A 19360-nucleotide genomic window follows, 5' to 3' on the forward strand; every position below is an offset into this window, starting at 1 on the left:
ATGCATTACGACGTAGGCGCACACCCGATGCATTCAAAGAGCCGATTTCATTTATTTGATCACTTTCGCGGAATATTCATCCGGGCTCTGTTTCGGCGCTGTTCTGTCCGGCAAAAACCTTGACCAGCCAGTCTATGAAAACGCGAACCCTTGGCGAAAGCTGGCGGCTGCGCGGGTAGAGCATGGAAACAGGCGTTCTTGTTGGCGGATATTTCTGCAGGATGTGCAGCAGATCGCCCGAGCGTAACGCGTCTTCGGCGTGATAGCGCGGAACCTGGATCAGTCCGAGGCCGAGCTTGGCGGCGGCGAAATAGCTTTCGGCCGCATTGACCGAGATGGTGGCCGGCAGTGTGATTTCGCGGATCGCGCCATCGATCTGGAATTCCAGCGGTAGCAGCCCGCCCGTTGCGGAAGAGCGGAAGCCGACCATGCGATGGCCGTCGAGTCTGTCCGGATGGGCCGGCATGCCGAAACGCTCGACATAGGCGGGCGCTGCGAGCGTTACCTCCTCCAGCATGGCAACGCGGCGGCCAATCATGTCGCTATCCTGCAGCGTGCCGACGCGCAGCACGCAGTCGATCCCCTCGCGGATGAGATCGACGAACCGATCGCCCTCGGTGATCTGCAATTCGATATCGGGGTAGGTTTCTAGGAAGGACGGCAGATTCGGCAGGACGAAATGCCGGGCGAGCGTTCCGTGCACGTCGACGCGCAGCACACCTTTCGGCTTCGCACCGGCAAAGGCGCCTTCGGCATCCTCGATATCCGAAAGGATGCGCAGGCAGCGCTGGTAATAGGCCTCACCGTCGAGCGTCGGACTGACATGCCGCGTCGTTCGCTGCAGCAGGCGTATACCGAGCCGAGACTCGAGCTGCTTGATGGCATCCGTTACCGTCGAGCGGGGCAGGCCGGTGTCTTCGGCCGCCAAGGTGAAGCTGCGCCGCTCCACGACCCGACAGAACACGCGCATGGCATCGAACCGGTCCATATTATTTGTTCGCCAATCTCGGATAGTGATGCCGATTTATGGCTGATTATCCGCTTCGTGAAAAGGGGCATCTTCTCCTCATCGAAACGCGCTGCGGCGCAACCCAACGAAGGATGAGGAAAATGAGCAGCAATTCCAATAAGGTAGCGATTGTTACCGGTGCATCCCGCGGCATTGGCGCCGCGATCGCCGAGCGCCTGGCCGAGGATGGCTTCACCGTCGTCATCAACTATTCCGGCAGCGAGGCCGCCGCCGAGGAACTGGCCCGCAAGATCGAGGAAAAGGGCGGCAAGGCGCTGACCACGAAGGCCGATGTTTCCGATGTCGAGGCCGTGCGTCGCATGTTCGATGCGGCGGAGGCAGCCTTCGGCGGCGTCGACGTCCTCGTCAACAATGCCGGCATCATGCAGCTTGCCAGGATCGCCGATGCCGATGACGCGCACTTCGATCGCCACATCGCCATCAACCTCAAGGGTACGTTCAACACCCTGCGCGAAGCCGGCAAGCGCCTGCGCGACGGCGGCCGCATCGTCAACTTCTCGACGAGCATCGTCGGCCTCAAGCTCGAAACCTATGGCGTCTATGCCGCGACGAAGGCCGGTGTCGAGGCGTTGACTGGCATCATGGCAAAGGAACTGCGTGGCCGTTCGATCACGGTCAATGCGGTCGCTCCCGGCCCGACGGCCACGGATCTGTTCCTGAACGGAAAGAGCGATGAGCTCATCGACCGCATGGCCAAGATGAACCCGCTGGAGCGTCTGGGCACGCCGCAGGATATCGCCGCTGCCGTCTCCTTCCTCGTCGGCCCGGACGGCGGCTGGATCAACGGTCAGACACTGCGCGCCAATGGCGGCATGATCTGAGCCAACAAGGCGGCAGGAGAGTGCCTGTCGCCGACCTCTCGCTCCCTAGCAATCGTCAACAACAGCCAACCCAGCAAAGAAACACGACCATGAGCAAGCAAGTCATCGTTATCACTGGCGCATCGAGCGGCTTCGGCGCTCTGACGGCACGCGCTCTCGCCAAGGCAGGCCATACGGTCTATTCCGGCATCCGCGAAACCAAGGGGCGCAACGCCGCGCAGGTCGAGGCAGCGGCGGCATTTGCCAAGGAGAACGGCGTCGATCTCAGGACCGTCGAGCTCGACGTCGCATCCGATGTTTCGGTGGAAGCCGGCATTGCCGCTGTCATCGCCGAGCAGGGCCGCATCGACACCATCATCCACAATGCCGGCCACATGTCCTTCGGCCCGGCCGAGGCTTTCACGCCGGAGCAGTTCGCCGAGCTCTATGACATCAACGTGCTCAGCACCCAGCGCGTCAATCGCGCCGTGCTGCCTCATCTTCGCAAGCAGGGCAGTGGCCTTGTCGTCTGGGTCTCCTCGTCCAGTACGCGCGGCGGCACGCCTCCCTACCTCTCGCCTTACTTTGCAGCCAAGGCGGCTATGGACTCGCTTGCCGTTTCCTATGCGTCCGAGCTGACCCGCTGGGGCATCGAGACCGCGATCATCGTGCCCGGTGCCTTCACGAAGGGCACGAACCACTTTGCCCATTCCGGTTCGCCAGCGGACAAGGCTCGGGCCGCCGAATATGACAACGGCCCCTATGCCGGCGTTCCCGATCAGGCTTTGAAGGGGCTCGCTTCACTGGAGCCGGCCGACGCCGATGCGGCCTCGGTCGCGACCGCGATCGTCGACGTCGTCGGCATGCCGTTTGGGACGCGGCCCTTCCGTACCCATATCGATCCTTCCGAGGATGGTGCGGAAATCGTCAATGGCGTTGCCGACCGGGTTCGCGCCGAGCTCTTCCGGCGCATCGGTCTGGAGGATCTGCTGAAGCCCCATATCCAGGGTTGAAGCTTCCCCATCACCCTTCCTGCGTGTCAAATCGCCGCTTCTATGCCACAGGAGCGGCGATGACTTACGTTCGTCGAGACTATTTTGTGCGGTACGGCATTCCAAGCCTTAGAGTTTCGTACTAAAGCGAATCCTTCAGAGGGTCGGGAGATATCCATGGACGCGAAGGACATTGGCGAAATTGCCAGCTGGCTCATGCAGGCCGGCCTCAAGGGTATGACTGAGGTCGATATCCTCTCGGGCTTCTGCGAGCAGTGCCGTCTGCATGGCCTCAAGCTCGATCGGGCGATGGCGCTGATGGATACGCTGCATCCGGTCTATGAGGGCCGCGCCTTCCGCTGGGATGGCAATCAGGTGATCGAACGCGAGTTCGAATATGGCCCGTCGCATCAGGGGATCGCCTCCGAAAACTGGCAGCGTTCCGCCTTCTATCGCATGCTGACGACCGGCGACGACGAAGTGCGCCGGCGCATCGGCTTTGGCGAGCCGACGGATTTCTACGGGCTCGACACGCTGCTGGCCGACGGCCACACCGACTACATCGCCATGATCCACCGGTTCGAAGAGGGCGGCACGATCGGCGAGATGGATTGCTTCTACTCCAATTTCGCCACGGCCGCCGACGTGGGCTTTCCGGAGGAAGATCTGCGCGTGCTGCGCAAGCTCACGCCGGCGCTGGCGCTGGCGATCAAATGCACCGGCATGAGCCGCATCGCCCGCACCATTGCCGAGGTCTATCTCGGCGAGGATGCCGCCCGGCACGTGCTTGAAGGCAAGATCACGCGCGGCAAGACGGAGCGGATTTCGGCGGCTCTCTGGTTTTCCGATCTCGCCAACTACACCCGCATCTCGGATACGGCCGAGCCGGATGAAATCATCCCGATGCTGAATGCTTATGCCGATGCCGTCATCTCCTCGATCCACGAGGCGGGCGGCAACGTGCTGAAGCTCATCGGCGACGGTACGCTGGCGATCTTCAAGGCGAGAAACTCCGCCGATGCCTGTGCCGCCGCATTGATGGCGGAATCGCTGCTGCGGCAGCGGCTGCGCGATCTCAATTCGCAGCGGCAGATCGAAGGCAGGCCCGTGACGGATGTCTATCTCGGCCTGCATATCGGCGATGTCTTCTACGGCAATATCGGCAGCATGGACCGGCTTGATTTCACGGTCATCGGTCCGGCGGTCAACGAGGTCAGCCGCATCGCCTCGATGTGCCGGTCGGCCGACCGCAATATCCTGATGTCGTCGAATTTCGTTGACGCGCTGTCGGGCCAGCAGAGCAACGATCTTGTTTCCGTTGGCCGTTACGCATTGCGTGGCGTCAAGCGGCCGCAGGAACTGTTTACGCTGCTCTCTTCGGCCGCCTGATAGTCCGAGCAGCCGCTTTCAGCGGCGACCGGCGGCAAACATCGGTCCGCCCTTGCTTGCGGGGAAGCCGTAGCCGTTGATCATGACAAGGTCGATATCACTGGCGCGTGCGGCGATTCCTCGCGAAAGCAGGGCATCGCCTTCAACGACCATGGCCTTCAGCAGGCGGCTGACGATTTCGTCTGCGGTGAAGGGCTTCGGCACAATGCCTTTCTCGGCGCGAGCGACGTCGATCATCTCGGTAACCGTTGGATCGACGGTCCGCTTGCCTTCGGGGTAGGCGTACCAGCCGAGGCCGGTCTTCTGGCCGAAGCGGCCGGCTTCGCAGAGCCGGTCGGCGATGACGACGTAGCGTGCGGACGGATCACGCGTTGCGGCCTGCCGCTTGCGACGGGCCCAGGCGATTTCCAGACCGGCCATGTCGAAGACGGCGAACGGTCCCATCGGGAAACCGTAGGCTTCCAGCGCGGCATCGATCTCCTGTGGCGCGGCGCCATCCTCGACCATGTATTCCGCCTCGCGGCGATAGGCGGAAAAGATAGTGTTGCCGATGAAGCCTTCGGTGACACCCGATACGATCGGCAGCTTGCCCAGCCGCTTTGCGAGACCGAGGGCCGTCGCCAGCACGTCAGGCGCCGTCTTCTTGCAGTTCACCACTTCCAGCAACCGCATGATGTGCGCCGGCGAGAAGAAGTGCAGCCCGACGACCCGCTCTGGCCGTGCCGTTGCTGCGGCGATCAGGTCAGGGTCGAGATAGCTGGTGTTGGTCGCAAGGATCGCATCGGCGTGAACGATCGTATCGAGGCGCTGGAAGAGTTCGGTCTTGACGGCGAGATCGTCGAAGACAGCTTCGATGACGATGTCGGCCTGCGCCAGTTGCCGCATGTCTGCCGTGACGGTCAACCGGCTCACGCGGTCCTCACGGCCGCAGGCGTCGAGGCGGCCGGATTGCACGGCCTTGTCGAGCAAAGCTACGATCCGGTCGCGGCCCTTCGCTGCTGCTTCGACATTCTGTTCGACGCCGATGACACGATAGCCACCGTTGAGTGCCGAGACGGCGATGCCCGAGCCCATCAGGCCCGTGCCGACGATGCCGATGGTTTCGATCTTGCGCGGGGCAACTGCCTCCAGTCCCTCAACCTTGCCGGTGGCGCGCTCCGCGAAGAAGACGTGGCGCAAGGAGGCAGCCTCTTCGCTGTCGCGAAGCGCGATGAAGGTACGGCGCTCTTCCGTCAGCCCCTCCGATAAGGACACGGTCGCGGCGAGGCGCACGAGACGGACGGCTTCGGCGGGCGCACGCTGGCCGCGCGCCTTGCGCAAGATGTCCGCTGCGGCCTTGTCGATGACTTCGAGCGTTTCCGAAGGGACGGACAAAAGGCCGGTACGGCGCAAGCTGGAGGCGTTTGTTGCCTTGATATCCGCAAGGGCATCAGGGAGCAAAGTATCGCCCGATACGCCATCAATGATGCCGAGCTTCAGCGCCTCGACGGCGGATATGATCCGACCGTTGGCGATCATGTCGATCGCCGCCGCCACCCCCGTCAGGCGCGTCAGGCGCTGCGTGCCGCCGGCGCCGGGCACGATGCCGAGTTTGACTTCGGGAAGGCCGAGCTTCGTAGTTGGCGCTGCAACGCGGCGATGGCAGGCAAGCGCTACTTCCAGGCCACCGCCGAGCGCGACACCATTGATCGCGGCGGCGACGGGTTTGGCAAAGGCTTCGATGCGGGAGACAACGTCAGGCAGATGCGGCTCTACCGGCGGCTTGCCGAATTCCTTGATGTCGGCGCCGCCGATGAAGCTGTTGCCCGCTCCGGTCAGGACGACGCCGGCGACGTTTCCATCCTTCTCCGCATGATCGAGCGCAGCCATCAGGCCCGCCCTCACATCGGCGGAGAGCGCGTTGACGGGTGCGTTGTCTATGGTGACGACAAGAATCCCTTCGGCCAGCGCCGCCGAGATGGTGTCCGAAAAGCGCAATGCCGACATGATATTCCCTGCCTGTCCGATGTTATTCCGGGATGACGGCGGTCGCCTGGATCTCGATCTTGGCGCGGTCCTCGACGAGGGCGACGACCTGCACGGCGGCCATGGCTGGAAAGTGACGGCCGATGATCTCGCGATAGGCCTGGCCGAGCCCCTTCAGGTTGCCGAGATATTCCTGCTTGTCGGTGAAATACCAGGTCATCGAGGTGATGTGCTTCGGTTCGGCGCCACCTTCGGCCAGGATGGCGACGACATTCTTCAACGTCTGGCGCACCTGGTCGACGAAATCGTCGCTTTCGAATTCGCAGGCGGCGTTCCAGCCGATCTGACCGCCGACGAACACCGTGCGGCCTGTCGCCGCTACGCCATTGGCATAGCCGATCGGCTTGGCCCAGCCTTCAGGTTGCAGGATGGTGTGCATCGGTTGTCTCCAGATGAGAGGTCAGCGCGGCGCGGATGTCATCCGGCCATTCAATGGATTTATGCGTATCGAGCGAGGTGGCGACGACACGGTGTTTGGCCGTCCAGAGCACATGGCCGTTTGCCGAGACCTGATGCTGCAGGTCGAGTGAGGACCGGCCGACGCCATGAACTGAAAGCACGAATTCGAGGTCGTCGCCCTGCAGGCCCGGCTTTACGAAGGTCAGATCCAGCCGCACGGTGGGGACACCGATGCGGCTGTTATCGATGAGCTTTCGCCAGGGAAAGCCGATCGAGGCGAAATAGTCTTCTAGCACCCCGACGAGGATGTTCAGATAGGAAGGGAAATAGGCGATCCCGGAGGGATCGCAATCTCCAAAGCGCAGGGGTCTGGTGGTCTTGAACGCCAAGGCGGGCCTCAGTTCGAAAAAGCGGCGATGCCGGTTATGGCGCGGCCGAGGATGAGGGCATGGATATCGTGCGTGCCCTCATAGGTGTTGACCACTTCGAGGTTGACGAGATGACGCGCGATGCCGAATTCGTCGGAAATGCCGTTACCGCCCAGCATGTCGCGGGCGGCGCGGGCGATATCCAGCGCCTTGCCGCAGCTGTTGCGCTTGAGGATGGAGGTGAGTTCGACAGGCGGATGGCCTTCTTCCTTCATACGGCCGAGACGCAGGCAGCCCTGCAGCCCGAGCGTGATCTCGGTCACCATGTCGGCAAGCTTCTTCTGGATCAGCTGGTTGGCGGCAAGGGGACGGCCGAACTGCTTGCGGTCGAGCACATATTGGCGTGCCTTGGCATAGCAATCCTCTGCAGCGCCGAGCGCGCCCCAGGCAATGCCGAAACGTGCTGAGTTGAGGCAGGTGAAGGGACCCTTGAGGCCGGATACGTTCGGCATCAGGTTTTCTTCCGGCACGAAGACATTCTCCATCACGACTTCGCCTGTAATGGAGGCGCGCAGGCCGACCTTGCCGTGGATGGCGGGCGCGGACAGGCCCTTCCAGCCCTTCTCGAGGATGAAGCCGCGGATGAGTCCGTCCTCGGTCTTCGCCCAGACGACGAAAACATCGGCAATCGGCGCATTCGAGATCCAGGTCTTGGCGCCGGTCAAACTATAACCGCCGTCGACCTTCTTTGCGCGCGTGACCATCGAGCCGGGATCGGAGCCGTGGTTCGGCTCGGTGAGGCCGAAGCAGCCGATCCATTCGCCGGTTGCGAGTTTCGGCAGGTACTTCTGCTTTTGTGCTTCAGAGCCAAAGGTTTCGATCGGCACCATGACCAGGGAGGACTGAACGCTCATCATCGAGCGGTAGCCACTGTCGACGCGTTCGACTTCGCGCGCAATCAGACCGTAGGCGACATAGCTGAGGCCGGCGCCGCCATATTCGGGAGAAATCGTCGGGCCGAGCAGGCCGAGTTCACCCATTTCGCGGAAGATGGCCGGATCGGTCTTTTCGTTTCGGAAAGCTTCGAGGACGCGGGGCGCGAGCTTCTCCTGCGCGTAAGAATGCGCGGTATCCAGCACCATGCGTTCATCGTCGCTCAGCTGCTCCGTCAGCCGGAATGGGTCTGCCCAGTCAAAAATCTCGCGGCTCATGTGCATATCTCCCATCAATTTGTTTTAAGAAGTTCGCGCGCGACGATGAGTTTCTGAACTTCAGTCGCACCTTCATAGATGCGAAGCGCGCGGATCTCCCGATAGAGTTTTTCCGTTATCTCGCCCGATTTCACGCCGCGCCCGCCAAAGAGCTGGACGGCGTGGTCGATGACGCTTTGCGCGGTTTCCGTCGCCGTCATCTTGGCCATGGCCGCCTCGCGCGTCGTCGGCAAGCGCTGCACGTCGCGACGCCAAGCCGCCCGATAGGTGAGCAAAGCCGCCGCGTCGATGCCGGTCGCCATATCGCCGAGGGCGGCCTGCGTCAACTGAAGGTCGGCAAGGGCGGCTCCGAACATCGGGCGGGAGCGCGCGTGGGCAACCGATTCATCCAGCGCGCGGCGGGCGAAGCCGAGGCCAGCGGCGGCGACGGAAGCGCGGAAGATATCGAGCGTGCGCATGGCGATCTTGAAGCCTTCGCCCGGCGCGCTGAGACGGCGCGACGCAGGAATTCGGCAGTTCTCAAAACGGATCGTCGCTAGCGGGTGCGGCGCGATCACCTCGATACGTTCGGCAATCGAGAAGCCGGGATCGTCGGCGAAGACGACGAAGGCCGAAATGCCGCGGGTGCCCGGCGCTTCGCCGGTGCGGGCGAAGACGGTGTAGACGTCGGCAATGCCGCCATTGGAAATCCATGTCTTCTCGCCGTCGAGAACATAGTGATCGCCATCGGGACGGGCGGCGCAGCTCATCGCGGCCACATCGGAGCCCGCATCCTTTTCCGAGAGCGCGAAGGCGGCAAGCCAATCGCCGGAGCGCACCTTGGGCAGAACGGCCGAACGCAACTCGGGCGAGCCGGAAAGGCCGATGGCGCCGGTGCCGAGGCCTTGCATTGCAAAGGCGAAATCGGCAAGGCCGTCATGCCAGGCGAGCGTTTCGCGGGCGAGGCAGACCATGCGGGAATCGATCAGCGGTTCATTATCGGAGGAACCGGTTGCAGCGGTCAGAAGCCCGGCTTCGCCCAGTGCCTTGACCAGCTTGCGGCACGCGCCATCGACATCGGCGTGATCGATCGAAGCCATGACGCCGGACTTTGCGAAGGCATCGACCTCGGCGGCGAAATGGTGATGGCGTTCCCCGAAGAAGGGCCAATCCAGATGATCGCGGGTTGGGCCGGGGAGGCTGTTTGCGGTCGACATCGCCTCAGTCCCCCTGGAATTCCGGTCGGCGCTTGGCGGCGAAGGCTTCGAAGGCGCGACGGAAATCCTGCGTCGCCATGCAGATCGCCTGCGCCTGCGCCTCGGATTCGATCATCTCCTCGATGCCCATCGCCCATTCCTGGTTCAGCATGGTCTTGGTCATGCCATGGGCGAACCAGGGACCATCGGCCAGCGAGCGGGCGAGCTTGACCGCTTCGTCCTCGAGATCGGTGCTGGCGTGCAGGCCGTTATAGAAGCCCCAGGCCTGTCCTTCCGTTGCCGTCATCGAACGGCCGGTAAAGAGAAGCTCGGCGGCGCGACCCTGGCCGATGATGCGAGGCAGGATGCCGCAAGCGCCCATATCGGCACCGGCGAGACCGACGCGCGTGAACAGGAAGGCGGTCTTCGCTTCGGGCGTCGCGAGCCTCAGATCCGAGGCCATGGCGAGGATGGCGCCAGCGCCGGCGCAGATGCCGTCTACTGCCGTGATGATGGGCTGCGGGCATTTGCGCATCGCCTTGACGAGATCGCCGGTCATGCGCGTGAAGGCCAGAAGCTCGGGCATTGCCATGCGGGTCAACGGCTCGATGATCTCGAAGACGTCGCCGCCGGAGGAGAAATTGCCGCCTGCGCCGGTCAGCACGATGGCGCGGATATCGGATGCATAGGCGAGGTCGCGGAAGAGATCGCGCAGCTCGGCATAGCTGTCGAAGGTCAGCGGGTTCTTACGCTCGGGTCGGTTCAGGCGGATGGTGGCGACACGGCCGTCTTCGCTGACATCCCAGAGGAAGTGCTCGGGCTTGTAATCCCTATAGGGCTTCAGATGCCCCTTCATCGTCATGTCCCGATCGCTCATGGCGTTCAAATCTCCCCACCGGCAACCGCAATTGCCTGTCCATTGATCGATGCTGCGGCTGGCGATGCCAGCCAGAGCACAGTGTCGGCAACTTCTTCCGGCTTGATCAGCCGCCCTTGCGGATTCGACTTCGTGAACTCGGCAAGCGCCTGCGCGGCCGTGCGCCCGGTCTTGGCGACGATCGTTTCGATCGAGCGCTGGATGATCGGCGTATCGGTGAAGCCGGGGCAGACGGCATTGACTGTCATGCCGGTCTTGGCAAGCTCAAGCGCCAGCGAGCGCGTGAGGCCGACGACGCCATGCTTGGCAGCGACGTAAGCCGAGACGTAGCCATAGCCCTTCAAGCCCGCCGTCGACGCGATGTTGATGATGCGCGCGCCGACACCTCGGGCTTTGAGATCGGGAAGAACTGCCTGCGTCACCAGAAAGACGCCGGTCAGGTCGACCGTCAGGACATGGTTCCAGGCTTCCAGGCTCGTCTTCTCGAAAGGCGCGCTCGGCGCTTCGCCGGCATTGTTGACGAGAATATCGACCGGGCCGAATTTCTCGCGCGCCTTGGCAAGGCCTTGGGCGACGGCCTCGGGGCTTGTGACATCGAAGCCGTCGACTACGAAAGCAGTCGCGCCGATCTCGGCGGCAACCGCGTCCAGCGGCTCCCTGCGGCGGCCGGCCAGGCTGACATGCGCGCCTTCGGCGGCAAGCGCCTTGGCGATCGTGGTGCCAATACCGCTGCCGGCCCCGGTGACGAGGGCGTGACGGCCGGCGAGTTTGCCCGAAGTCGTCATCTCATCCTCATTTCGCCGGCGCGGTCGTGGCCGCGCGGGCGAGGTTGGTTTCATACTGAGTCTTGCCGGAAACATATTGCTTCGGCCAGGGAATGGAAGTCAGTCCGATCTTGGCGGCTTCATGCAGCGACCAGGCCGGGTCCGCCAGATGCGGGCGGGCGACGGCGCAGAGATCGGCACGGCCGGCGGCGATGATCGAATTGGCGTGATCGGCCTCCGAGATCGCACCGACGGCAATCGTCGGAATGCCGATCTCGTTGCGGATCTTGTCGGAGAACGGGGTCTGGAACAGGCGGCCGTAAACCGGCTGCTCCTGTTTCGAAACCTGACCTGAAGAGCAATCAATGAGGTCGGCGCCGGCATCCTTGAACATGCGGGCGAAAATCGCTGCATCTTCCGGCGTGTTGCCGCCATCGGTCCAGTCATGGCAGGAGAGGCGGATCGAGATCGGCTTGTCCGCCGGCCAGATGGTGCGGATCGCATGGAAGATTTCAAGCGGGTAGCGCGCGCGATTTTCGTGGCTCCCGCCATATTCGTCGTCGCGCAGATTGGTGAGCGGCGAGAGGAAGCTCGACAGCAGATAGCCGTGGGCGCAGTGCAGCTCCAGCCAGTCTGCTCCGGTTTCGACCGCCAGCTTGGTCGAGTGGATGAAGTCAGCCTTGACGCGGTCCATATCGGCGCGATCCATGGCCTTCGGCACCTGGCTGTTCTTGAGGTAAGGAATAGCCGACGCGGAGATCAGCGGCCACTCGCCTTCGGGGAGCGGCTGGTCGATGCCTTCCCAGGCGAGTTTCGTCGCGCCCTTGCGACCGGCATGGCCGATCTGGATGCCGACCTTGGCGGCGCTGTTCATGTGAACGAAATCGACCAGACGCTTCCATTGCGCCACCTGCTCCTCGTTCCAGAGGCCGAGGCAGCCGGGGGTGATGCGGGCGTCCGGCGTCACGCAGGTCATTTCCGCGAAGATCAAGCCGGCGCCGCCAAGCGCACGCGAGCCGAGGTGGACGATGTGGAAGTCGTTCATCACGCCATTTTCAGCCGAATACATCGCCATCGGCGACATGACGATGCGGTTGACGAGATGGACGTCGCGCAACTTGTAAGGCGTGAACATCGGCGGCAGGCAGCGATCATTGCCGACGGCGAGACCGGATTTCTCGGCGAACCAGCGCTCATAGCCTTCGAGCCAGGTCTTGTCGCGCAGTCGCAGATTTTCGTGGCTGATGCGCTGCGAGCGGGTCAACATCGAATACATGAATTGCGGCGGCTCGAGCGTGTCGGCGTAGCGGCGACCGACGACTTCGAACCATTCCATCGCGTTGCGGGCGGCGTTCTGGATGCGGGCTACGTCGACGCGGCGGATTTCCTCGTAGGTCTCCAGAACGGCCGGAATTTTTTCCTTCTCGTGCCCGTGGATCTGGAACTGGCGGGTCAGTTCGATGGCGTCGTCGATGGCAAGCTTGGTGCCGGAACCGATGGCGAAATGGGCGGTGTGGGCGGCGTCGCCCATCAACACGACATGCGAGTTGCCGTTGAAATGGCTCCACTTGCCGCAGATCAGACGGTTGAAGTTCAGCCAGGCCGAGCCACGGATATGGCGGGCATTGGTCATCAGCGAAGCGCCTTCCAGCACTTCGGAGAACAGGTCTTCGCAAAAGGCGATGGAGCCGTCCTGATCCATCTTGTCGAGGCCGTGGGCGAGATAGGCCTCTTCTGTCGTCTCGACGATGAAGGTCGAAGTCTTGTCGTCGAACTTGTAGATATGCGACTGGAACCAGCCGTGATCGGTGCGGCGGAAATCGAAGGTGAAGGCGTCGAAAAGCTTGTTGGTGCCGAGCCAGATGTAGCGGTTCGGCCGGGTGATCATGTCCGGCTGGAAGACTTCCGGATAATGATTGCGGATGCGGGAATTGAGACCGTCCGAACCGATGACCAGATCGGCATCGGGATAATCGAGATCGGAATTGACGTCGGTTTCGAAGATCAATTCGACATCCAGCGCCTCGCAGCGCTTCTGCAGGATGTTCAGGAGCTTCTTGCGGCCGATGCCGACGAAGCCGTGGCCCGAGGTGCGCTGGCGGGTGCCCTTGAACAGGACTTCGATATCGTCCCAGTGGTTGAAGGCATCCTCGATTTCGGCAGCGCTTTCGGGGTCCCATTCGCGCATCGAAACCATGGTCGCATCGGAGAAGACCACGCCCCAGCCGAAGGTGTCATAGGGCCGATTGCGCTCGACGACGCGGATCGAATGTTCGGGATGGAGTTTCTTCATCAGAAGCGCAAAGTAGAGCCCTGCGGGGCCGCCGCCGATACAGACGATGCGCATCGCTTTTCCCTCCTCTTCAGGCCGGAGCCGATCTCAAAATCATTTAAACTTAAAATATCTTGTCGCTGCCATTCGTCAAGGGTTTTCCCGCCGAAATCTGCGGCCGGATGATGGCTATGATAACACGAAAACTGGAAATTCTGCTTTTGAATCAATGGAAAGTCAGAAATATTTTAGGCTTAAAATTTCTTGCTTGAACATTGCGGGCTTCAGTGCGATCTTTTTCGCAACGCTACACGCGCTGCGGGGGAAACCGGCGATGATGGCGATTTGATCGATAAGAATGTGGGAGCAAGGCAATGCTTGGACCGACCGGTCATACCGATACATTCACGCGAGACAATCTGCCGCCATTCGATGAGTGGCCCGAACTGCTGATGGATGGTTTCGACTATCCGGAATGGCTGAATGCCGGTTTCGAACTCAGCGACCGGATGGTCGAGAAGGGTTTCGGCGACAATGTCGCCCTGATCGGCAACGGTCGTCGCCGTACCTACAAGGAGTTGGCGGACTGGACCAATCGCATCGCCCATGCGCTCATCGAGAATTTCGGGGTGAAGCCGGGCAATCGCGTTCTCATCCGCTCCGGCAACAACCCTGCGATGATTGCCTGCTGGCTGGCGGTGACGAAGGTGGGCGCCGTTGCCGTGAACACCATGCCGATGCTCAGGGCAGGCGAGCTTTCGAAGGTTATCGACAAGGCGGAGATCTCGTTTGCGCTCTGCGATACCAGGCTGCTGGAAGAGCTCGTGGCGGCCGCCAAGGATAGCCAATTCCTGAAGCAGGTCGTCGGCTTCGACGGCACCGCCAATCACGATGCCGAGCTTGACCGTATCGCGCTCAATAAGCCCGTTCGCTTCGAACCGGTTAAAACCGGGCGGGACGATGTGGCGCTGCTCGGCTTCACATCAGGCTCGACCGGCGTGCCGAAGGCGACGATGCACTTCCATCGCGATATCCTGATCATCGCCGATGCCTATGCAAAGGAAGTGCTGCAGGTGACGCCCGACGACGTCTTCATCGGTTCGCCGCCGATCGCCTTCACCTTTGGTCTCGGCGGTCTGGTCGTCTTTCCCTTGCGCTTCGGCGCTTCGACGGCGCTGCTCGAAAACGCCTCGCCGAAGAACATGGTCGAGATCATCCAGGAGTATGGCGCGACCATCAGCTTCACCGCGCCGACGGCCTATCGCGCCATGCTGGCGGCGATGGAGGAGGGAGCGGATCTTTCCTCGCTTCGCATCGCGGTTTCCGCCGGCGAGACGCTGCCGGGGCCGATCTTCGAGGAGTGGACGCGCAAGACCGGCAAGCCGATCCTCGACGGCATCGGTTCGACCGAGATGCTGCATATCTTCATCTCCAACCGGCTTGATGATGCCAAGCCGAAGAGCACGGGCAAACCGCTGACTGGCTATGAGGCCCGTATCGTCGATGATGAGATGAACGAGGTGCCGCGCGGCACGATCGGCAAGCTCGTCGTTCGCGGTCCGATCGGCTGCCGATATCTCGCCGACCATAGGCAGGCCGACTACGTGCGCGCCGGCTGGAATCTGACAGGCGACAGCTTCATTCAGGACGAGGATGGTTATTTCCACTTCGCCGCCCGCTCCGACGACATTATTCTTTCGGCCGGCTACAATATCGCCGGGCCGGAAGTCGAAGCCGCCCTTCTTTCGCATGCCGACGTGCTCGAATGCGCCGTCATCGGCAAGCCGGATGAGGAGCGGGGCCATATCGTGCAGGCGCATGTGGTGCTGATGGCTGGCGTCACCGGATCGGATCTGCTGGGCAAGGCGCTGCAGGATCACGTCAAAGCGTTGATCGCACCGTATAAATATCCGCGCTCCATCGTCTTCGTCGAGGCTCTGCCGAAGACCGAATCCGGCAAGATACAGCGCTTCCGCCTGAAATAGCCGGCGCGGCGGAACGCGCCGCCCGCGATTCATCGCCGGAATAGTTCAACTTATGAATATGCGGTCTGAGGCGGCAGGTGTTTATCCTGCCGTCCGAGAGCATTTCGCCGCTTGCTTCCTCTCTGACAGGTTTCGATTTCTCGCATATATTGCATGCATATGCATATATTTGATGAACATGCCTCCATTCTGCTCGACGATTTCGGGTGCGCGCTCGATATGGTTGTGCAGGCGATATCGCAAATCAGGGCGGCGAAAACCGACAATTGTTCGTTGACAGTTCAAGGAAGTTCAAAATATGATTTTGCAAATGATTTAAAGAAGCCCATAGGGGCAAAGGGGTAACGACGATGGCCGAGCGATCATTTGCGCGCGAGGTCGAGGATCTGAAGCTCGGGGAAGGCGATGTCTTCCGCGGCGAGGGGATTCTCGCGATCACCAAGGCACTTCTGCAATCCGGCGTATCCTATGTCGGCGGCTATCAGGGGTCGCCGATTTCCCATCTCATGGACGTGCTGGCCGATGCCAAGGACGTGATGGAGGATCTCGGCGTCCACTTCGAGACATCGGCTTCGGAAGCGGCCGCTGCCGCCATGCTGTCCGCCTCCGTCATGTATCCGGTGCGCGGCGCCGTTACCTGGAAATCGACCGCGGGCACCAACGTTGCCTCCGACGCCCTTTCCAATCTCTCCTCGGGTGGGGTTACGGGCGGCGCGCTGATCATTATCGGCGAGGATTACGGCGAAGGCTCCTCGATCATGCAGGAGCGCAGCCATGCCTATGCGATGAAATCGCAGATGTGGCTGCTCAACCCGCGCCCGAACCTGCCGTCGATCGTGCAGGCGGTCGAGGAGGGGTTCGAGCTTTCGGAGGCTTCCAACACGCCTGTCATGCTGCAGGTCGGCATCCGCAGCTGCCATGTGCATGGCCAGTTTGTCGCCAAGGATAACAAGCGCCCGGCCTATACGCTGAAGCAGGCGCTGGAAAAGCCCGTTCGTGACGTCAATCGCATCGTGCTGCCGCCGGCATCCTTCCTGCACGAGAAGGAAAAGCTGGAGAAGCGCTGGCCCGCTGCCGTCGACTTCATCAAGAGGCGTCAGCTCAACGAGTATTTCGGTCCTTCGGAAGGCGAAGTCGGGATCATCCTGCTCGGAGGTGCCTATAATGGCGTGATGCGCGCCTTGCAGCAGCTTGGCCTTGCTGACGTCTACGGCAATTCCGCAGTACCGCTCCATGTCCTCAACGTTGCCTATCCGCTGGTCGACGATCAACTCGCGGAGTTCTGTGCGAACAAGAAAGCGGTATTGATGGTCGAGGAGGGGGCGCCAGAATATATCGAGCAATCCCTCAATACCATCCTGCGACGACGCGATATTCAGACCAAGGTTGCCGGCAAGGATGTCCTTCCCATGGGCGGCGAATATACCGCGCCTGTTCTGATGAAGGGCATCAAGAATTTTCTGGAAATCCACCAGCGCGTATTGCTCGGCAACCAGCCGCCGCTGCCCGATCCGACGCCGATCCTCAACGATCCGAAGATCAGGGCGCTGGCCGAGGTCGTGCCGCCGCGTCCGCCGGGCTTCTGCATCGGCTGTCCCGAGCGGCCTATCTTTGCGGCGATGAAGCTGGTCGAAGGCGAACTTGGGCAGCACCACATATCAGGAGATATCGGCTGTCACCTGTTCTCGATCCTGCCGCCCTTCAATCTGGGCAGCACGACCATGGGCTACGGGCTCGGGCCGGCCGCGGCCTCGGCTTTCAATGTGGCGGCAGACAAGCGCGCCATCTCGGTCATGGGCGATGGCGGCTTCTGGCACAATGGTTTGGCGACCTCGGTCGGCAATGCCGTCTTCAACAAGCAGGATGGCGTCATCCTCGTCGTCGACAACTATTATTCGGCGGCGACCGGCGGACAGGACATACCGTCTTCGCGGGCGCTCAATCCACGCCGCAAGACCAACAATTCCATCGTCAATGCCGTCAAGGGCATCGGCGCAACCTGGGTGCGCCAGATCGACCGCACCTATGATGTCGGCAAGATGCGCGACACGCTGCGCGAAGCGCTGACATCGAAGGAGCCGGGACCGAAGATCATCGTCGCTTCCTCGGAATGCATGCTCAACAAGCAGCGCCGCGTGAAGCCCCAATTCGCCAAGGCTGTCAAGGACGGCAAGCGCATGGTCAAGGAGCGCTTCGGCGTGGACGAGGACGTCTGCACCGGCGATCACGCCTGTATCCGCCTTTCCGGCTGTCCCTCGCTCTCCGTCAAGCACACCGACGATCCGCTGAAGGACGATCCGGTGGCGGCGATCGACAATAACTGCGTCGGCTGCGGCAATTGCGGTGAGGTTTCGGAGGCCGCGGTGCTCTGTCCCTCCTTCTACCGTGCCGATATCATTCACAATCCGACGGGTTGGGATCGTTTCGTCGCCCGCCTGCGTTCCCGCGTCATCGGTTGGCTGCAGGCGCGTCGCCGCGCCGGCCGCATCGTCTTCGCAGATTGAGAGGGCGATATGAACGAACATGTGAGCATGAGTGATCTCGGCGCCAGCAGACTTTCCACGGACAAGCCGCTGTCGCTTGCCGTTCTTGCCATGGGCGGGCAGGGCGGCGGCGTGCTGGCCGACTGGATCGTCGGGCTTGCGGAAGCCGAAGGATGGATGGCGCAGACGACGTCGGTGCCCGGCGTGGCACAGCGTACCGGCGCGACGATCTATTATATCGAGATGCTGCCGGCTCGCGACGGTCATGCGCCGATCTTCTCGCTGATGCCGACCCCCGGCGATGTCGATGTCGTCATGGCGGCCGAACTGATGGAGGCCGGCCGTTCCGTGCTGCGCGGCCTCGTCACGCCTGATAAGACCGTGCTGATCGCCTCGACGCACCGCTCCTTTGCTGTCGGCGAGAAGGAGAAGCCGGGCGATGGTATCGGCAACCCGGAGGTCGTGGTCGAGGCTACGGATTTCGCCGCCAAGCGCACCATCGCTTTCGATATGGAGACGCTGGCCGTCAGGAACGGCAGCGTCATTTCCGCCTCCATGTTCGGAGCCTTGGCAGGTTCCGGCGCGCTTCCTTTCGCAAAGCAGGCCTTCGAGGCGATGATCCGTGCCGGCGGCAAGGGTATCGAGCCCAGCCTGAAGGCGTTCAATGCCGCCTTCGAAAGAGTCAAGGAAAAGCCCCGCGATGCGGTTTCCGCAACGCCGCTGAAGCATTTCGACACCCTACCGGAGACGGCTGGTCATCCGGCGCTGGACACGCTGGTCAATCGGATCCGCGCGGAGTTTCCTGAAGCCGCTCATCCATTGCTGTTTGCCGGCGCCAAGCGGCTGACCGACTATCAGGACCCAGCCTATGCCGACGAATATCTGACCCGTGTCGCCGCGCTTCACGCGCTGGATCGCAAAGCGGGCGGTGCAAACAAGGACTTTGCCTTCACCGTGCAGGCGGCGAAATACGTGGCTGTGGCCATGGCCTATGACGACGTCATTCGCGTCGCCGATCTGAAGGTGCGTGGGTCTCGCTTCGACCGGGTGCGCAAGGAGGTTGGCGCCAAGGACGACCAGATCGTCTACATGACCGAATACATGCATCCGCGCATGGACGAAGTCTGCGGCACGATGCCGAAAGGCATGGGCCTCTGGATCGAGAACCGTCCGCGCCTGTTTGCCCGGCTTGACCGCTTCGTCAACAAGGGCCGGCGCGTTCAGACCGGTACGCTGTTCTGGTTCCTCGGCCTCTACATGGTCTCGGGGCTAAGGCGCATCCGCCGGGGTACGCTGCGTCATTCACGAGAGGTCGATCATCGCGAGGCGTGGCTGACGGCGGCATGCAATCTGCTGGCAGCGAATTACGATCTTGCCGTCGAGGTGCTTGGCAATCGCCGCCTCGTAAAGGGCTACTCGGATACGCATGTCCGCGGCCTCTCCAAGTTCGATCGCGTCATGTCGGCCCTGCCGCTTTTACGCGATCGCGAGGATGGAGCGGCCTGGATGAAGCGGTTGCGGCAGGCGGCGCTGCTGGACGAGAAGGGCACGGCGCTCGATGGCGCATTGAAGACCGTAGAGACGCTTTGA

General features: G+C 62.0%; 16 protein-coding genes. 7 read left to right on the forward strand and 9 right to left on the reverse strand.

What is annotated here, in order from left to right; translation table 11 throughout:
- Nucleotides 1-76: 76 nt before the first annotated feature.
- Complete coding sequence (locus BJ928_RS12035) at nucleotides 77-988, reverse strand: LysR family transcriptional regulator (protein ID WP_047629176.1); 912 nt, start codon at nucleotides 986-988, stop codon at nucleotides 77-79.
- 122 nt (nucleotides 989-1110) lie between these two features.
- Here BJ928_RS12035 and BJ928_RS12040 point away from each other — a divergent pair, with 122 nt between their 5' ends.
- From BJ928_RS12040 to BJ928_RS12050, 3 genes are all read left to right on the forward strand, one after another.
- Nucleotides 1111-1851 (forward strand): SDR family oxidoreductase, encoded by a 741-nt coding sequence (locus BJ928_RS12040; RefSeq protein ID WP_047629539.1) that lies wholly within the window; start codon nucleotides 1111-1113, stop codon nucleotides 1849-1851.
- An 89-nt stretch (nucleotides 1852-1940) separates the two neighbouring features.
- Nucleotides 1941-2843: an SDR family oxidoreductase gene (locus BJ928_RS12045; RefSeq protein ID WP_047629177.1), complete on the forward strand. Its 903-nt coding sequence runs from the start codon at nucleotides 1941-1943 to the stop codon at nucleotides 2841-2843.
- Between the two features lie 156 nt (nucleotides 2844-2999).
- Nucleotides 3000-4211, forward strand: coding sequence for an adenylate/guanylate cyclase domain-containing protein (locus BJ928_RS12050; protein ID WP_047629179.1), 1212 nt, complete (start codon nucleotides 3000-3002; stop codon nucleotides 4209-4211).
- A gap of 18 nt (nucleotides 4212-4229) precedes the next feature.
- On the opposite strand, the gene BJ928_RS12055 is transcribed toward BJ928_RS12050, so the two are convergent.
- Genes BJ928_RS12055 through BJ928_RS12090 form a run of 8 tightly spaced genes read right to left on the reverse strand, consistent with a single transcriptional unit; the run spans nucleotide 4230 to nucleotide 13377 of the window.
- Complete coding sequence (locus tag BJ928_RS12055) at nucleotides 4230-6197, reverse strand: 3-hydroxyacyl-CoA dehydrogenase NAD-binding domain-containing protein (RefSeq protein ID WP_047629180.1); 1968 nt, start codon at nucleotides 6195-6197, stop codon at nucleotides 4230-4232.
- Between the two features lie 22 nt (nucleotides 6198-6219).
- Nucleotides 6220-6615, reverse strand: a complete 396-nt coding sequence (locus tag BJ928_RS12060; RefSeq protein ID WP_047629181.1) for a RidA family protein — start codon at nucleotides 6613-6615, stop codon at nucleotides 6220-6222.
- The gene (locus tag BJ928_RS12065; RefSeq protein WP_047629182.1) at nucleotides 6593-7024 is read right to left on the reverse strand and encodes a thioesterase family protein; all 432 of its coding nucleotides are present in this window, start codon (nucleotides 7022-7024) and stop codon (nucleotides 6593-6595) included. Before BJ928_RS12065 ends, BJ928_RS12060 begins: the two co-directional genes overlap by 23 nt.
- 8 nt (nucleotides 7025-7032) lie before the next feature.
- Nucleotides 7033-8220, reverse strand: coding sequence for an acyl-CoA dehydrogenase (locus BJ928_RS12070; RefSeq protein ID WP_047629184.1), 1188 nt, complete (start codon nucleotides 8218-8220; stop codon nucleotides 7033-7035).
- Nucleotides 8221-8228: 8 nt separating this feature from the next.
- Entirely contained in the window at nucleotides 8229-9410 is a 1182-nt protein-coding gene (locus BJ928_RS12075) for an acyl-CoA dehydrogenase family protein (RefSeq protein WP_047629186.1), read from the reverse strand.
- Between the two features lie 4 nt (nucleotides 9411-9414).
- Nucleotides 9415-10266 carry an enoyl-CoA hydratase family protein gene (locus BJ928_RS12080; protein ID WP_047629187.1) on the reverse strand — a complete coding sequence of 284 codons (852 nt, stop codon included), beginning with the start codon at nucleotides 10264-10266 and terminating at the stop codon, nucleotides 9415-9417.
- 5 nt (nucleotides 10267-10271) lie between these two features.
- A complete protein-coding gene (locus tag BJ928_RS12085; protein ID WP_047629188.1) occupies nucleotides 10272-11051 on the reverse strand; it encodes an SDR family NAD(P)-dependent oxidoreductase in 780 nt (259 codons plus the stop codon).
- A 7-nt stretch (nucleotides 11052-11058) separates the two neighbouring features.
- Complete coding sequence (locus tag BJ928_RS12090; RefSeq protein ID WP_047629190.1) at nucleotides 11059-13377, reverse strand: bifunctional salicylyl-CoA 5-hydroxylase/oxidoreductase; 2319 nt, start codon at nucleotides 13375-13377, stop codon at nucleotides 11059-11061.
- Here BJ928_RS12090 and BJ928_RS38525 point away from each other — a divergent pair.
- The 4 genes from BJ928_RS38525 to BJ928_RS12110 all read left to right on the forward strand — a co-directional run bounded on the left by BJ928_RS38525 (nucleotide 13370) and on the right by BJ928_RS12110 (nucleotide 19360).
- Entirely contained in the window at nucleotides 13370-13651 is a 282-nt protein-coding gene (locus BJ928_RS38525; RefSeq protein WP_147413900.1) for a hypothetical protein, read from the forward strand. The two genes, BJ928_RS12090 and BJ928_RS38525, sit on opposite strands and share 8 nt — an antisense overlap.
- Nucleotides 13652-13676: 25 nt before the next feature.
- On the forward strand, nucleotides 13677-15287 hold the full coding sequence (locus tag BJ928_RS12095; protein WP_047629192.1) for an AMP-binding protein: 1611 nt from the start codon (nucleotides 13677-13679) through the stop codon (nucleotides 15285-15287).
- Between the two features lie 350 nt (nucleotides 15288-15637).
- The gene (locus tag BJ928_RS12105) at nucleotides 15638-17791 is read left to right on the forward strand and encodes an indolepyruvate ferredoxin oxidoreductase subunit alpha (RefSeq protein ID WP_047629195.1); all 2154 of its coding nucleotides are present in this window, start codon (nucleotides 15638-15640) and stop codon (nucleotides 17789-17791) included.
- Nucleotides 17792-17800: 9 nt separating this feature from the next.
- Nucleotides 17801-19360: an indolepyruvate oxidoreductase subunit beta family protein gene (locus tag BJ928_RS12110; protein ID WP_120296524.1), complete on the forward strand. Its 1560-nt coding sequence runs from the start codon at nucleotides 17801-17803 to the stop codon at nucleotides 19358-19360.

This window comes from Rhizobium sp. WW_1, assembly GCF_003610155.1.
Classification (GTDB): domain Bacteria; phylum Pseudomonadota; class Alphaproteobacteria; order Rhizobiales; family Rhizobiaceae; genus Rhizobium; species Rhizobium tropici_A.

Excerpts from the sequence above, each read along its gene's own strand:
- BJ928_RS12035 (WP_047629176.1), bottom strand. The coding sequence starts at position 988 with ATGGACCGGTTCGATGCCATGCGCGTGTTCTGTCGGGTCGTGGAGCGG.
- BJ928_RS12040 (WP_047629539.1), top strand. The coding sequence starts at position 1,111 with ATGAGCAGCAATTCCAATAAGGTAGCGATTGTTACCGGTGCATCCCGC.
- BJ928_RS12045 (WP_047629177.1), top strand. The coding sequence starts at position 1,941 with ATGAGCAAGCAAGTCATCGTTATCACTGGCGCATCGAGCGGCTTCGGC.
- BJ928_RS12050 (WP_047629179.1), top strand. The coding sequence starts at position 3,000 with ATGGACGCGAAGGACATTGGCGAAATTGCCAGCTGGCTCATGCAGGCC.
- BJ928_RS12055 (WP_047629180.1), bottom strand. The coding sequence starts at position 6,197 with ATGTCGGCATTGCGCTTTTCGGACACCATCTCGGCGGCGCTGGCCGAA.
- BJ928_RS12060 (WP_047629181.1), bottom strand. The coding sequence starts at position 6,615 with ATGCACACCATCCTGCAACCTGAAGGCTGGGCCAAGCCGATCGGCTAT.
- BJ928_RS12070 (WP_047629184.1), bottom strand. The coding sequence starts at position 8,220 with ATGCACATGAGCCGCGAGATTTTTGACTGGGCAGACCCATTCCGGCTG.
- BJ928_RS12075 (WP_047629186.1), bottom strand. The coding sequence starts at position 9,410 with ATGTCGACCGCAAACAGCCTCCCCGGCCCAACCCGCGATCATCTGGAT.
- BJ928_RS12080 (WP_047629187.1), bottom strand. The coding sequence starts at position 10,266 with ATGAGCGATCGGGACATGACGATGAAGGGGCATCTGAAGCCCTATAGG.
- BJ928_RS12085 (WP_047629188.1), bottom strand. The coding sequence starts at position 11,051 with ATGACGACTTCGGGCAAACTCGCCGGCCGTCACGCCCTCGTCACCGGG.
- BJ928_RS38525 (WP_147413900.1), top strand. The coding sequence starts at position 13,370 with ATGCGCATCGCTTTTCCCTCCTCTTCAGGCCGGAGCCGATCTCAAAAT.
- BJ928_RS12090 (WP_047629190.1), bottom strand. The coding sequence starts at position 13,377 with ATGCGCATCGTCTGTATCGGCGGCGGCCCCGCAGGGCTCTACTTTGCG.
- BJ928_RS12095 (WP_047629192.1), top strand. The coding sequence starts at position 13,677 with ATGCTTGGACCGACCGGTCATACCGATACATTCACGCGAGACAATCTG.
- BJ928_RS12105 (WP_047629195.1), top strand. The coding sequence starts at position 15,638 with ATGGCCGAGCGATCATTTGCGCGCGAGGTCGAGGATCTGAAGCTCGGG.
- BJ928_RS12110 (WP_120296524.1), top strand. The coding sequence starts at position 17,801 with ATGAACGAACATGTGAGCATGAGTGATCTCGGCGCCAGCAGACTTTCC.